11 protein-coding genes are annotated in these 15,370 nt (G+C 51.8%); 3 read left to right on the plus strand and 8 right to left on the minus strand.

Going from position 1 to position 15,370, the window contains the following annotated elements; genetic code table 11:
* The first annotated feature begins 329 nt into the window (after positions 1 to 329).
* Entirely contained in the window at positions 330 to 2,363 is a 2,034-nt protein-coding gene (locus tag ACO0K3_RS11130; protein WP_422984849.1) for an FAD-dependent oxidoreductase, read from the plus strand.
* A 222-nt stretch (positions 2,364 to 2,585) separates the two neighbouring features.
* On the opposite strand, the gene ACO0K3_RS11135 is transcribed toward ACO0K3_RS11130, so the two are convergent.
* The 8 genes from ACO0K3_RS11135 to rpmH all read right to left on the minus strand — a co-directional run bounded on the left by ACO0K3_RS11135 (position 2,586) and on the right by rpmH (position 11,768).
* Entirely contained in the window at positions 2,586 to 3,542 is a 957-nt protein-coding gene (locus tag ACO0K3_RS11135; protein ID WP_422984559.1) for a LysR family transcriptional regulator, read from the minus strand.
* 41 nt (positions 3,543 to 3,583) lie between these two features.
* Positions 3,584 to 4,357, minus strand: coding sequence for a class II glutamine amidotransferase (locus ACO0K3_RS11140; RefSeq protein ID WP_422984561.1), 774 nt, complete (start codon positions 4,355 to 4,357; stop codon positions 3,584 to 3,586).
* Positions 4,358 to 4,460: 103 nt separating this feature from the next.
* On the minus strand, positions 4,461 to 6,977 hold the full coding sequence (locus ACO0K3_RS11145; protein ID WP_422984563.1) for a penicillin acylase family protein: 2,517 nt from the start codon (positions 6,975 to 6,977) through the stop codon (positions 4,461 to 4,463).
* 414 nt (positions 6,978 to 7,391) lie between these two features.
* Positions 7,392 to 8,834, minus strand: a complete 1,443-nt coding sequence (gene mnmE, locus ACO0K3_RS11150; RefSeq protein WP_422984565.1) for a tRNA uridine-5-carboxymethylaminomethyl(34) synthesis GTPase MnmE — start codon at positions 8,832 to 8,834, stop codon at positions 7,392 to 7,394.
* Between the two features lie 210 nt (positions 8,835 to 9,044).
* Entirely contained in the window at positions 9,045 to 10,787 is a 1,743-nt protein-coding gene (gene yidC / locus ACO0K3_RS11155) for a membrane protein insertase YidC (RefSeq protein WP_422984567.1), read from the minus strand.
* A 7-nt stretch (positions 10,788 to 10,794) separates the two neighbouring features.
* Positions 10,795 to 11,148 (minus strand): membrane protein insertion efficiency factor YidD, encoded by a 354-nt coding sequence (yidD, locus tag ACO0K3_RS11160; RefSeq protein WP_422984569.1) that lies wholly within the window; start codon positions 11,146 to 11,148, stop codon positions 10,795 to 10,797.
* Positions 11,145 to 11,573 carry a ribonuclease P protein component gene (locus ACO0K3_RS11165; RefSeq protein ID WP_422984571.1) on the minus strand — a complete coding sequence of 143 codons (429 nt, stop codon included), beginning with the start codon at positions 11,571 to 11,573 and terminating at the stop codon, positions 11,145 to 11,147. The genes yidD and ACO0K3_RS11165 overlap by 4 nt, the downstream gene beginning before the upstream one ends.
* Before the next feature lie 60 nt (positions 11,574 to 11,633).
* Positions 11,634 to 11,768: a 50S ribosomal protein L34 gene (gene rpmH, locus ACO0K3_RS11170; protein ID WP_061535510.1), complete on the minus strand. Its 135-nt coding sequence runs from the start codon at positions 11,766 to 11,768 to the stop codon at positions 11,634 to 11,636.
* Positions 11,769 to 12,436: 668 nt separating this feature from the next.
* Between rpmH and dnaA the strand changes: the two genes are divergently transcribed.
* Both dnaA and dnaN read left to right on the plus strand, forming a co-directional pair.
* The gene (dnaA, locus tag ACO0K3_RS11175; protein ID WP_422984573.1) at positions 12,437 to 13,843 is read left to right on the plus strand and encodes a chromosomal replication initiator protein DnaA; all 1,407 of its coding nucleotides are present in this window, start codon (positions 12,437 to 12,439) and stop codon (positions 13,841 to 13,843) included.
* Between the two features lie 331 nt (positions 13,844 to 14,174).
* Positions 14,175 to 15,281, plus strand: coding sequence for a DNA polymerase III subunit beta (gene dnaN / locus ACO0K3_RS11180; RefSeq protein ID WP_422955079.1), 1,107 nt, complete (start codon positions 14,175 to 14,177; stop codon positions 15,279 to 15,281).
* The last annotated feature ends 89 nt before the right edge of the window (positions 15,282 to 15,370 follow it).

The raw sequence follows: 15,370 nt of genomic DNA on the forward strand, positions 1-15,370 counted from the left end.
GTTTTTTTATTTCTGTACGCGACGCAAACGGTGAAGACTCAGGCCGCACGGTATCAACCGCTGCAATAAGGCATCAACTATTTATCAAAATATATACTCAAGGAGAGTATTTTTTAAATACCCTTATAAGCGTTGCGGATAAAGGCCTATTTTGTTCAAATAATAGGGGAGTATATGAAAATCTCTGGCAACAAGAGAGAAATAAGGCGATAAAACAGACATCAATTCGGCAGCGACTGTCGTATTAGAGTGCGCAACCTATCCACAAGCTATCCACAGTCAGCCGCTCTTGTGTATTCTTGCCCCACACAACCACTCTGAGCGATATGATGCCAAACCAACACTACCCCAAGCTACTCGCCCCGCTGGATCTCGGCTTCACCACTCTGCGCAACCGCACCATCATGGGATCAATGCATACAGGACTGGAGGACCGATTTTATAATTATCCTAAACTCGCTGAATATTTTCGTGAAAGAGCGCGCGGTGGTGCTGGCCTGATTGTCACCGGCGGTATTTCGCCCAACCGGCGCGGCTGGCTGCTGCCCTTTGGCGGCACGATGAATAGCCTGGGCGATATCTGGAACCACAAAAAAGTCACCCGCGCCGTGCATGAAGAAGGCGGCAAGATCGTGATGCAAATCTTGCATTCAGGTCGCTATGGTTATCAGCCTTTCGTGGTATCAGCTTCGGCAAAGAAATCACCCATTTCGATGTTTCAGCCCAAAGCACTGACCGAAAGCGGCATAGAAAGCACCATACGCTCGTATGTGCGCTGCGCCCGGCTGGCCCAAAAATCCGGCTATGACGGCGTAGAAATCATGGGCAGCGAAGGCTATCTGCTCAATCAATTTCTATGCACACGTACTAATCTGCGCAAGGATCGCTGGGGTGGCAGCATTGAAAACCGTATGCGTTTGCCGGTCGAGATCGTGCGTCGGGTACGCGCTGCTGTTGGCAGCAATTTCATCATCATGTACCGCCACTCGATTCTTGATCTGGTCGAGGGTGGCAATAGCTGGCAAGAAGTGGTCGAAGTCGCACAAGCGCTGGAGCAAGCCGGTGTCACGATCCTCAATACCGGCATCGGCTGGCACGAAGCACGCGTACCAACGATTGTCACGTCGGTGCCTCGCGCCGCATTTGCCAGCGTTGCAGGCCGCTTGAAAAAAGCCGTATCGATTCCGGTCGTCGCATCTAACCGCATCAATATGCCAGATCAGGGCGAAGCCATCATTGCGCGTGGCGATGCCGACATGGTCTCCATGGCACGACCGTTTTTGGCCGACCCGGAATTCGTCAATAAAGCCGCTGCTGGCCGCGCCGATGAGATCAACACCTGCATCGCCTGCAATCAGGCTTGCCTCGATCACACCTTCTCGAATAAACGCGCCTCCTGCCTGGTCAATCCACGCGCCGGACACGAGACTGAATTACGCTACATCAAAACGACGAAACGCAAACGCGTTGCCGTCATCGGTGCGGGCCCTGCAGGCTTGTCTGCCGCCACCGTTGCCGCCGAATGCGGACACGACGTGACCCTGTTCGATAGCAGCGACAGCATCGGCGGTCAATTTAAAATCGCCATGCAAATCCCAGGTAAAGAGGAATTCGCTGAAACACTGCGCTACTTCGGTAAAAAAATCGCCTCGACTGGCGTCAAGCTCCAGTTGAATCAGCGCGTCAGCCGTGAACAATTACTGACACAAGGTTTCGACGACATCATCGTCGCCACTGGCATCATACCGCGCACGCCAACACTCGACGGCGTCAATCATCCCAAGGTCCTGTCCTACATCGACGTCCTCATCCACAAAAAACCCGTAGGTAAACGCGTTGCTATCATCGGCGCAGGCGGTATCGGCTTTGACGTTGGCGAATACTTATTGCACGACCCCGCCGTCGCCTTACCTGTCTCTCTACCACACTGGTTCGCCGAATGGGGTGTCGATCCGCAAGCACAAAGCAATGGCGGACTGATCGCACCAGAACCGGCACATCCGTACCGCCAGATTTATCTGCTACAGCGCAAAGCTAGCAAGGTAGGTGCAGGCCTGGGCAAAACCTCAGGCTGGGTACATCGCGCAACTTTGCAACGTAATGGCGTCGAAATGATGGCGGGCGTTGAGTACGTCAAAATCGACGATCAGGGTCTGCATATCACGGTTGGCGGCGAGGCGCGCCTGCTCGAGGTTGACAACGTTATCCTGTGCGCAGGACAAGAGTCACTGACAGAGCTGATGCCCGATAACGTCGCTGAGCAAGGACCGCGCTTTCATAAAATTGGCGGCGCGGCACTGGCGTCTGAACTCGATGCGAAGCGGGCGATTAAAGAAGGGGCAGAATTGGCGGTTAGTTTGTAAACGACGGTCGGATCAGTGCAGGTCAGTGACGCCAAGAACTGACCTGATCCCGTTTGAAGACGTCCGGTTATCACTACAAATCGACCACCCTGACCCTCGGTTCCTTATCTTATCCTCTCCTGTCTCGCCTGCGAGACAGGAGAAAAAATAAGTGGCTGCCGGACTACTCCCGACTTATCACCACAGAGCGACTACGCATCAGCGCCCAACGATCACGACGGCTTAGGCGGATGCCGCAGATGCTACAGAGGTCGCCCCCATCGCTTCCCGCGATGCATCTGCGACAATCCGACGCAGCCACTGCACTTCGGTCGCGGCATGCGAACGCTCATGCCAGAGCATGAAGAAGCGCATTTTTGGCATCTCAACTGGCATCGGCAATACCGCAATCGGATATTGACCGACAAAATGCATGGCAAAACTGCGACTCGTAGTGAAGATCAAATCGGTGCGCGCCAGCACGTCCGGCACCATGCCGAAATACGGAATCGTCATTTGAATATGGCGCTTTAAACCCTGCTCTGCCAGAGCGCTGTCGATGATGCTGCGATGCCCCATCATGTAGGGCGTCGGTGCCAGATGTGGCATCTCCAGATAGTATTTAAGGGATAGTCCTTTTTTCACGATCGGATGCTGATGATTGACCATGCAGACCAGCTCATCTTCAAATAAATGCGCGAGATGCAGGTGCGGCGGCTGTTCCGGCCAGTTACCGATCACACAATCCAGCTCGCCGGTTTCTAATGCCGACGCGTAATCAAATCCGGCATTAAGTGAGTGAATCACCAATCCTGCATGCGGTGCCTGACCGCGGATTTTCTCCATGATGAGAGGGATCAGCAAGACACTCAGATAATCCGGCGCTCCCAGATGAAACACTCGTTGCGTTTGTGCCGGGACAAAACTCGGTGCCGGATGCGCGATACTCTCTAAAACACTGAGACCCTGTTTTGCAAGCAGCAATAACTCCTCACCTCGCTCGGTTGCCGTCATACCATTTTTACCGCGCACCAGAATCGCGTCACCAGTGATCTCGCGCAAACGCTTGAGCATATTACTGATCGCGGGTTGTGACTGCCCCAATTTCATCGCCGTGCGTGTGACACTGCGCTCGGTCAGCAAGGTATGAAGTACGCGCAGTAAATTGGTGTCAAGATGATCGCTGGGGCGGTGACTCATGATGGGATCTGATGGGATCAATAGTGAGATTAAGAGTAAAACTAATAAGCCGAGGCGACATCACCGTCGACAAAAACCCGGAGTTCGCCCGGCGCAAACTGCGTCCAGGTCTCGTTATTGGTCAGTGGCTCCGTGACGATGACCGCAACGCGGTCTTGCGGTGTCGTGACCTCAGAAAAATCCACGGCGACCTCTTCATCCGACAGACTGGCGGTGGCAAAGGGATATTTTCTGACGATGTAATGTAACTTGGTTGAGCAATGCACAAACAGTGCCTCGCCGTTTGACAGCATCATGTTGAAGGTGCCGTACTGCGCAATCTCAGTCGTAATGATACGGAGAAAATGAGTCAGCTCGGTCATTGAAGGCAAGGTGTCGCCAAACCGGCGACGCATCTCTTGCAGCACATAGCAAAACGCCTGTTCGCTATCGGTAGTGCCGACAGGGCGATATGCGCCATCGAGTACGGGTGCAAAATTTTTTAGGTCGCCGTTATGCGCAAATACCCAATAACGCCCCCAGCATTCACGCACAAAGGGATGGCAATTTTCCAGCGTCACCTGGCCCTGGGTCGCTTTGCGGATATGAGAGATGACATTTTTAGACTTGATCGGATAACGTTTGATCAGCTCGGCGATCGGTGACGCGACAGCAGCCTGATGATCAACAAAATGGCGCACGCCATTGCCTTCAAAAAAGGCGATGCCCCAGCCATCTTTGTGTTCATCGGTGCGACCACCGCGTGTGGCAAACCCCGTGAAGCTGAACACGATGTCGGTCGGGGTATTGCAATTCATTCCTAGTAGCTGGCACATAGAGTTTGGGTATTCGGGCAATGCTGCTATGCATAATATTCAAGCTTAGCATCATTGCGCCGTGCCGACTACGTGGAGACTACTGAGTCTTAGCCGATTGCCGCTACCACTCGCGAATTGTGGTGTTGCTATATCCGGCATCAAGACGAATATCACTTTCGCTGAAAGGCAGCTTCAGCCAGTTTTTCGCCGCATAGCGGTCCGTATAGTTAGCGGACCGGACCGAGGCAGGATCGTCGGATAAAGAGAAAGTGAGAAAAGTATATGCATCGACCCCGCTACCGGTGAAAGACACCACCTGCATATAGCTGTTGCCATTGGGGTTCCCGTCCATGTTATAGCCGCCTTGATCCAGACGGTTTTCAGAACAGGCAACAGTGAAGTAGCCTGCATTTTCACAGCCACCAAATAAACCTATCTTGCGTTGATTGCGGGTCACAAACAGCGTATCACCACGCACAGCATTCATCGCGTAACCGCTGTTCTGTATGCGCAACACAGCAGCGCCAAAGGCTTGTTGTAAGACCTGCGCATTCACAGGATTGATATCACGGGGTGTGTGAATGGGATCGGCTGGATTGAACTGGACTTTGTACAACTGCGCCTCTGGCAGTAAAGAGGCACGTCGCCAGAACTCGTCCCAGACGTGTGCGCCACGCGCACCGGGATTGCCGGTGTTGTCCCAGGCGGATAAAGCGGCACAGGCGCTGCTCAAGCTGACGGCAGTTGATGGCAGGCTCTCACCGGTTTCAGGATCTGCGCTAATCGTGACGCTGGATGTCGCACAAATCAGGGGCAAGACTTGGGCCTTGAATAATTCGGCGGTCAGCACGCGACTGTTGAGTACCATTTGTTTGACAATATCGACGCTGGCTTTATTGCCCGTATAAGCGTCAATACCATCAAGTCTGCCTTGCGCCATCGTGTGGCCAAGCCGTGTGCGCATGCTGAGTGACTCCGTCCCGGCGCTGCCGATGATGTCGGCAAAGCCTGTCAACGGAGATTTGGGATTGGTACTCCAGTAGCTGTCGTTCATGTTGGCGACATAATCGTTGCGCAGCAGGCTAGGCAATCTGGCGACACCGAACGCGCCTCGTTGTGCGGAGTCGGCATCGGTTTTCCAGTCACAAGTGCTGCGGGCACCGTCGAGAAAAGGTACGCGGGGCAAATAGGCTGCCAGCGCCTGTCCAGTCGGCGTCGTGCAGCTCGCAGCCTGGGCATTGCTCACGTTCGGCACTGCTCCCATGTCCGCATACCATGCCTTGCTGGAGCCCCGGCCAATCGCGGTAGTATTGACCCACGGTGTCGCGAGCTCTTCTTTCTGGATACGGATAAAGTCATCCAGCGATTGCGCCTGATTCCAGCGCATCCAGTTACGGAAGCTGTGATAGTTCGTTGCGTTGATATCGCGGATTGCAAACGCCGTCGCCGGGTTCCAGGTTAGTGCCGGATTCAGCAAACCCAGATTCAGGAGCGGTCCGTATTCACTGCGGTACAAGGTGCGCCTGACTACGCCAATGCGACCATCGGCCTGCCTGACGCTGACCGAGATGGTGTTCGCTGTCATGCGTACTTTTTTACCGTCTTTGATATAACTGGTGGTATCGCCGTTCGCCAGCGTCAATTCGTAAATGCCAAAGCGACGCGCGGTCGACACGGTATGCGTCCAGGCGACATTGTCGTTAAAGCCGATCAATATCACGGGCACGCCGAGAAAGGAGGCACCGCTGACATTCAACTGACCCGGTATCGTTAATTGCGCCTGATAAAACCGGTCGCCGCCACGCCAGTACCAGTGCGGATTACCGAACAACAGGGGACTATTCGTTGTCACAGACGCGCTGCCATAGGCAATCATATTGCTGCCTACGCCCTGAGTACCGCCGACCTGCATTTGCGGCGTGATCGTCTGTTCAGGATCGAAGGGCAGAACTGCGACGGTTTTGCTAGCGGCATCGGGAGGCACTGCGCTCGCAATGCTATTCACAAAATTGCTATAACCGCCCGCCAGATTCGCTGCATACATGCGGCGATACACATCGCTGGGACGAATCGGCTGCACCCAATCCGCATAACGACAGGCGCTGTGGGCAGTATTGCTGCTGGTTCTTAGCGTGCGTAGATAGCGGTTATAGCCTGCGGCAAAACCTTGCACCATATTGCGTAAATCTTGCGGCTGCGCGCTGATCATGGTGTTCAGCACATCGCTGGTAATTACATGTTTGTGGAAAAAATCCGAGTCCAGATTCCGCGCCAACTCCAATGTCGATGCCGCTACCGGAATCGCCTCGGCACCAAGATATTTAGAACGTTCGCCACGATACGTTAAAAAGGCATCCGCCATCGTGCAAAGATTGTCTTCAGCCTGCGCATAACCATACCCATAACCAAGATCTCCCCAACTCGCCGCCTTGATGTGCGGTACGCCCAGACTGGTGCGGCGAATATCGGCCTGATAATTACGACTACTCACGGCATCAGCATCATCCCCCGTAATACTCTGTGCGAACGCTGACGTCGTCAGCGACATTAATGACGCCATAGACACCATGGACACCACTGACACCAACGACAACGCAGGGGTCATTGCAATTCCAAATCTCATCCAGCGTAAGCTCATCTTCACTCCTTGTTGGTCGTACGAAGAAACGGAACAAAACACCGGATGAACAGAAACAGCAATCGGCTTTCCGTAAAGTTAGAATTATTGAAATACATTATCAACAAGTAATATGTTTTATGCAATAAATAATTATTAAGCAAGCTGCAGGAATAAAGATACTCTGCTAGATCAATCCGCAATATTGGCGCGGGTTTCCAAGCCTTTTTGCCTGAAAACCCGCGCCAATATTGCGGATTGTATTGAGGAAGTTTTTATAAACCGGTAATCGAGATGCAACACCAGATGCAAAACATGACATTACCTGCAACGTGATGCGCTCGGGCAGGAGATTTCTAGAAGTTCACGTGAAGATGTTGATACGGCAATCGCAGGAAACACTACAGCGCCGGATCAAGCCAGAATACATACGTTCTATTTGCCGATACAAAAGCGAGAAAAAATCACACCGAGCAAGTCATCGGAGGTGAACTCCCCAGTAATGCTGTTCAGGCGGTCTTGTGTCAGGCGCAGCTCTTCGGCAAAGAGATCGAGGGACTGATCGTTTTGTGCCGCGTAGTCGGCGGCATTTTGTAAATGTTCATGCGCTTGTTTCAGAGCAATAAGATGACGTTCGCGTGCCAGGTAGAGCGATTCGCCGGTCTGCTGCCAGCCTGCGATGCGGAGTAATTCTTTACGTAGCAGGTCAATCCCGAGATGGTCTTGCGCTGACAGATACACATGAGTGGCGTCATCCATTTCATCGACACTGGCGTGATGGCCGGACAAATCAATTTTGTTCCAGATACGGATGACCGGTACCTCATCGGGAAACCGGGCGACGATGCCCTCATCAGCCCGCGTCGGTCCGCGGCTGGCATCAAGCAAATGCAGGATCACATCGGCCTTACTTACCTCGGCCCAGGTGCGCTCAATACCAATGCGCTCAACGGTATCGATGGTGCTGCGATGTTCGTCCGGATGCAGCTCGTCATCGTCATGGCGGATACCAGCGGTATCAATGATATTCAGCGGAATACCTTCGATATGGATGGTTTCAGTCACTTTATCGCGGGTTGTTCCTGCGATCGGCGTGACGATGGCGACGTCGTCACCGGCCAGCGCATTCAGCAAAGACGACTTGCCGACGTTCGGTTGTCCGGCGAGCACCACGTTCAACCCTTCACGCAATAAGGCTCCCTGCGCGGCCTGCTGAAACACGGCTTGCAGCGCTGCCTGTATTGTCGTGAGCTGACCACGCGCGTCTGATTTTTCTAAAAAATCGATTTCTTCTTCCGGAAAATCGAGCGTCGCTTCAACCAGCATGCGCAGGTGAACGACTTTTTCAACCAGTGCATGAATCACTTTGGAGAACACACCGGACAAGGACTGCGATGCGGATTTTGCCGCGGCCTCAGTCGATGCCTCGATCAGATCAGAGACAGCTTCCGCCTGCGCCAGATCGAGTTTGTCGTTCAGAAAAGCGCGTTGCGTAAATTCGCCCGGTTGCGCCAGCCGCAATCCCGCGTCTTTACCGGCTTCGAGGCAACGCGTTAGCAACATTTGCATCACCACCGGGCCGCCATGTCCTTGCAGCTCCAGTACATCTTCACCGGTGTAGGAATGCGGTCCTTTGAAATAAATCACAATACCTTGATCAATCACGCTGCCATCCGCTTGTGTAAATGGCAGATACGTCGCATGACGCGGCGTTAACAGCTTGTTCTTTAATACGCTGGCAAACAAGGCGCTGACGATAGGTGATAAATCCTTGCCGGAAATACGGACTACCCCAATACCACCGCGCCCGGGCGCCGTTGCAATCGCGGTGATCGGTGTGTTGTCGTAGCTGCTAAGCGATGTACTGTGTTGATTCATGATGAAATTCTAACCCTGCACACAAATGGCGCAGAAAAATTGTCAGGCTTGTGACTCAAATGCTACATAAACAGCGCAGTCTAACCGCGTCGAAAAAAAAGCCCATGATCTGCATGGGCTTTTTAAAACTTAGTTTGCTGCGTGTTATGGCGCATCTTCTTGCTTATCTTATTGCTGATGTCGCTGCTAATATCTGCAGCGACAACATGCTTACTTCGCAGCCACCTTGTGTTCTGGCGGAATCAACTTGTTATTGATCACCCACTGCTGTGCGATCGACAAGATGTTGTTCACGACCCAGTACAGCACCAGTCCCGACGGGAAGAAGAAGAACATGACCGAGAACATCAACGGCATGAACATCATCATCTTGGCTTGCATAGGATCGGCAGGTGCCGGATTTAACTTGGTTGTGATGAACATCGAAATTGCATAAATCACTGGCAGGATAAACCAGGGATCAGGTGCCGTCAGATCGGTAATCCAGCCCATCCATGGTGCACCGCGCATCTCAACGCTGGCTTGTAATACCCAGTACAGGGACAAGAAAATCGGCATCTGGATCAAGACGGGGAAGCAGCCACCGAGCGGATTGATTTTCTCGGTTTTATACAATTCCATCATGGCCTGATTCATTTTTTGCGGATCGTTTTTATAGCGTTCGCGTACTGCGGTCATTTTTGGCGTGACTACTTTCATCTTGGCCATACTGCGATAACCGGCAGCAGACAGTGGGAACAGTGCGAGTTTGATCGTGAGTGTGAATACGATGATCGTCCAGCCCCAGTTACCCAGTAACTTATGAATCAGTTCCATCAAGGCAAACATTGGCTTAGCGATGATCGCGAAGTACCAGTAATCTTTAACCAGATCCAGGCCAGGGGCAATTTTTTCTAACTTGTCTGATTCTTGCGGACCTGAATACAGACGGGCGTTCAGACTTGTTGTCGCACCTGGCGCAATACTGCCCATGGACAAGATGTTGCCGACTGCATACAAATTGGTATCGACCTTTTTCGTGAAAATCTCACGTGCTGTTTTGTCTTGCGGAATGAAAGCGGAGACAAAGAAATGCTGAATCACGGAGACCCAGCCATTGTCGGATTTCGTCGCGTGACTGTCTGAACCTTTTTCGATTTTTTCGAAATCGAGTTTCTGGAAGTGCGCATCATCGGTGTACACCGCTGGTGCGTAAAACTCAGTCGAACCACTCAGCATACCGCCGCCCTGAGGCTTGGTACCGTCATGTATCAATTGCAGGTACAGCGATGGCGTAATGGCGGTGGCCGTGTTATTGGTCACGTCATGTTTGACATCAATCACATAGTCACCCTTTTTGAAGGTGTAGGTCTTGGTCAGTTTGACGCCGTTCAATTCTGATTCGAGTACCAGTTGCACCTGATTGCCGCCGTCCAGGCTACGTGGGCCTGGTTTTGCGACGAAATTAGTTTTATGGTTAGGGAACGCGCCACCGAGCAAACCTGTCTGCGCCAGATAGGTACGCTGCGCTGTTTCAGTGAACAGCACAATATTATTAGTCGCAACCGGTACTTCTTTTTTGCCCGCCAGTTCAAGGAAAGCGTCATACCAGTGTTCGCGGTGGACGGTTTCTTTGTATTGCAAAAGTTCCAGACGCTTCAGCTCACCGCCCAGACTATCGATGTCTGCCTTGAACACATCAGTGGTCACGGTAAAGACTTCGTGCTTGGCCGCAGTATCCGCACCGGCAATGGCACCCGCGCTACTTGCCGCAGCGCCAGGTGCTGCGGTATTGGCAGCCGCCGCAGCAGCAGTGGCAGATGCCGAAGCACTGGCACTAGCGTTCTTGTTCTGTTGCGTTGCTGGCGAAGGGAATAAAAATGATTGTTTGCCGTTATGACGCATCCAGTTGTCCCAAAGGATCAACAGCGACATCGAGAAAACAACCCACAGGACGGTACGTTTGATATCCATAGTGTGTTTAACAGAGAGATTTAAAAGAAGAACCAGAACGTTTTGACCAGGTCAGCAAACTGCGACTGTGAGTGGAACGTCCGTCGGATGTGGGGATGAATCTATATTTTTCAGATTTTTCTGACGCTTGCGGCGTTTTTTGTGGCACCAGATCCACGCCACCCGGATGCCAGGGGTGACATTTGCACAAACGCTTGCCTGCCAGCAAACTGCCTTTAGCGGCGCCATGTTCGCGAATCGCTTCTGCTGCATAGTCCGAGCAACTAGGATAAAAGCGGCAATTTTGTCCCAGCATGGGACTAATCGCGAATTTATATACCCGCAGCAAGAACAGCAACAAGGATTTCACGGGATTCATCATGGTGCAGGCGGCGCTAATGAAGGCCGCATCGGCTGAGCAGACAATTGCTGCGCAGCGAACAGACGTACAATTTCAGCCCGCAACTCTTGCTTGAGGCGGGCTGTCGTCGCAGGACCAGACTTCGTATTGACCGGCTTGGACAAACGCACAATACAATCCACGTTTACCAGCGACGAACAGCGAAAAATTTCTCTGGTGACACGTTTAATCGTATTACGCGTCACTGCACGTGGTGCAAACCGTTTCGCTGCAACCACACCCAGTCTGGCATTCGGCAGATCGTTGGGTCTTGCATACAAAACAAAGTGCGCGGTTCTTTGTACCGGGCGCAAACGAAAAACGGATGAAAATTCATCCGTTTTAACGATGCGCCGAGCGCGTGCAAAATCATCGCTTGCGTTTGCTGGTGTCATTGCATTGAGCATAATAGAGTCATGCCAATTCATGCCACCAACCAACGCTGCCGCTGATTATGGCTTGATGGATCAAGCTGCCAAACGCTTGCGGCCTTTGGCACGACGTGCGTTCAATACAGCGCGGCCGCCACGGGTTGCCATGCGTGCGCGGAAACCGTGAGTGCGCTTGCGGCGAACGACGGAAGGTTGGTAAGTACGTTTCATGTTGGTCTCGCTATTTGAGCAAATAAAAAATCGGAATTACGGGTAAAGGCTTAAGTTAATTCCTACGTCAGGCTTTTCACCTTTACTGCCCCAAAACCGCTGCTCGGTGTGCTGCATCTAATTCAACAACAATGCACCATCAACTAAAAGAGGGTAGGGAACCCTGAATTAGACACCATTTTTGGCTTACGTGTCAATCACTTAGCACATTTTTTCATCATGTCATAGTCACTACTGACAAGCAATCATGAGGTCTTTTACCACATTTTCATAGCAAGACCTGCTGCTACCACTGACACAAATTAAGTACACAATAGCAACAGGTAGCCGCAACGCCAGTTTTATACCGGCCTCATAAATTTACTGCTCAGCCTGTGGATAACTCTGGCTGGCAAGGGTAGAATAGCGGATTAGTGTGGCATGACTGATTTGCACTAACGACAACATTTTAAATAACGCCCAAGGTCTTGTTTATCTACTCCAGAGTTGCCTTCGATTGACCGAAGCCCATCCAAACGTAGCTTGTTGCCGTTCCAGTCCGCGTGTCAGTCTCATTCCATGTCTCAATCATACGTGTCGTTGTTGTCTCAGCTTAGTTGCCGGGATACTCACTCAGGCCCGGATGATTTTGACAGGGAATCACATCAGCATCGAACATAAGTGAATACATGGAAAATTTCTGGCAAGCCTGCTCGTCCCAATTAGAGCAGGAGTTAACGCCGCAGCAGTATAGCGCCTGGATCAAACCGCTGGCTCCGCTCGATTTTGAAGACGGCCGGCTGCGTATTGCCGCGCCTAACCGTTTTAAACTTGACTGGGTCAAAACCCAGTTCGCCGGCCGCATCACCGAACTTGCCGCCCAGTTCTGGGATGAACCGATCGATGTGCAGTTCGTACTCGATCCACGCGGCAATAAAAAACCTGCTCCAAGCGGACAAAATGGTACCTCGTCGAATGGATCAAACCACCGCGAATTATCGCAACACGACGACGTCTCCGGGCACATGCCTCAACACATGCCAGAGCCTGTTGCCGAACCAACGCCGCGTCGTGACCAAAGCCGTATCAATGTCGATCTGACCTTTGACAGCTTCGTGACGGGTAAGGCCAATCAGTTGGCACGCGCTGCCGCGATTCAGGTCGCGAACAATCCTGGCGTGTCCTACAACCCGCTGTTCTTATATGGTGGCGTAGGCTTGGGTAAAACGCATTTGATCCACGCGATTGGTAACCAGATTCTGGTCGATAATCCTAATGCGCGGATTCGCTACATCCACGCAGAACAATATGTGCGCGACGTAGTGACTGCTTACCAGCGCAAGGGGTTTGATGAGTTCAAGCGCTATTACCATTCGCTCGACCTGTTGCTGATCGATGATATTCAATTCTTTGGCGGCAAAAGCCGTACACAGGAAGAATTCTTTTACGCGTTTGAAGCACTGATCGCCGCCAAGAAGCAAATCATCATCACCAGCGATACGTATCCGAAAGAAATCACCGGCATGGATGATCGCCTGATTTCGCGTTTTGACTCCGGCCTGACCGTTGCGATTGAACCGCCGGAACTCGAAATGCGCGTCGCGATTTTGCTGAAAAAAGCGCACTCCGAAGGTGTACATTTTTCTGACGACGTCGCCTTCTTCGTCGCCAAGCATCTGCGCTCGAACGTACGCGAACTCGAAGGTGCGCTGCGCAAGATTCTGGCTTACTCGCGCTTCCACGGCAAAGAGATCACGATCGACGTTGTCAAAGAAGCGCTGAAAGATTTGTTGTCGGTGCAGAACCGCCAGATCTCGGTCGAGAATATTCAGAAAACGGTCGCCGACTTTTTCAACATCAAAGTTGCTGACATGTATTCGAAAAAACGTCCGGCCAATATCGCCAGACCGCGCCAGATTGCGATGTATCTGGCCAAAGAATTGACGCAAAAGAGTTTGCCAGAAATTGGCGAATTGTTTGGCGGGCGCGATCACACCACAGTCTTGCACGCAGTGCGCAAGATCGCAGCGGATCGCGGCAAGAACCCGGAATGCAACCACGAGTTACACGTACTGGAGCAAACTCTGAAGGGTTAATGAAATACGTGGGGTGCGCCATACGCACAGGCAAACGCTGCAGCACATCCGATGCGCAAGCACACCCTACAAAAACCGAGCAGCCCGTCAACGGGCAATTGATTAAAGTAAAGCAACAAGTTAGTAAAACGAATTGATAAAAAGTGGATTCGTAAAAATTAAATTGCATCACGCAATGTTGGTGCGGCTCCCAGGCCATAAATGCTCTGAAAACCGCATCAACACTGCGCAAGGCAATGCCAGGCATAAGTAATAAAAGCAATAAAGTAGCAACGATAAGAAGTTCAGTTCAGCATCCTTTATTAATTACAAATTTAGCGAGGATATACACATGCAATTGGTTAAAACCCACCGGGACACCATACTCCGGCCACTGCAAATCGTGAGTGGTATTGTCGAGCGTCGGCACACATTGCCGATTCTGGCCAATATCCTCATCCGCAAAGACGGAGAAAAAGTTTCCTTCTTGTCGACCGACATCGAAGTTCAGATCACCACGCATGCCGAAATCGGCTCTGGTGGTGACGTCACTGCCACCACGGTTGCCGCCCGCAAGCTGCTCGATATTTTGCGTGCGCTGCCGGACGACAATGATGTCGTGCTCAAGCTCGACAACAAAAAAATGACGGTACAGGCAGGCAAGTCCCGCTTCTCGCTGCAAACCCTGGCCGCAGAAGAGTTTCCGACGGTTGCGCAAGCAGAGCATTTCAATGCCAGCGTCAGCCTGCCGCAAAAAACCCTGAAGCATCTGTTTAACATGGTGCACTTCTCCATGGCACAGCAAGACATTCGTTACTACCTGAATGGTCTGTTGCTCGTGGTCGATGGCAAAAACGTGATCGCCGTAGCGACCGACGGCCATCGTCTGGCATTTTGTCAGGTCGAAGTCGAACAGGAATTCCCGCGTCAAGAAGTCATCATTCCGCGCAAAACGATTATCGAATTGCAACGCCTGCTCGAAGACAAAGACGATCTGGTACAACTCGACATCGCCAACAATCAGGTCAAACTGACGTTCGCCGATATCGAATTGATTTCCAAACTGGTCGAAGGCAAATTCCCTGACTTCAACCGCGTGATCCCTAAGGGTTACAAAAACAATTTCACTCTGGGTCGCGAACAATTACTGCGCTCGCTGCAACGCGCAGCAATCATGACCAGTGACAAGTTCAAAGGCGTGCGTTGTGTAGTCACACCAGGCAGCATGCAGATCATGTCCACCAATGCCGACCAGGAAGAAGCGGTCGAAGAAATCGAAATCGACTACGGTGGCGACAGTGTCGATATCGGCTTCAACGTGACCTATCTGCTCGATGTATTGAACAACCTGAAAGTCGATCAAATCAATATCGCTCTGGGTGATTCGAATTCATCAGCACTGATCACGATCCCTGACAACACCGACTTTAAATATGTCGTCATGCCAATGCGGATTTAAATCCTGAGGTAATACCCCGATCCCGCTTGCGGGACCGGGCTGAAGTACTTTTTTGAGTATTTTTAGCACCCTATATCAGTCAGAACAAG

Source organism: Undibacterium sp. Rencai35W, from assembly GCF_049340185.1.
Lineage (GTDB): Bacteria > Pseudomonadota > Gammaproteobacteria > Burkholderiales > Burkholderiaceae_D > Undibacterium.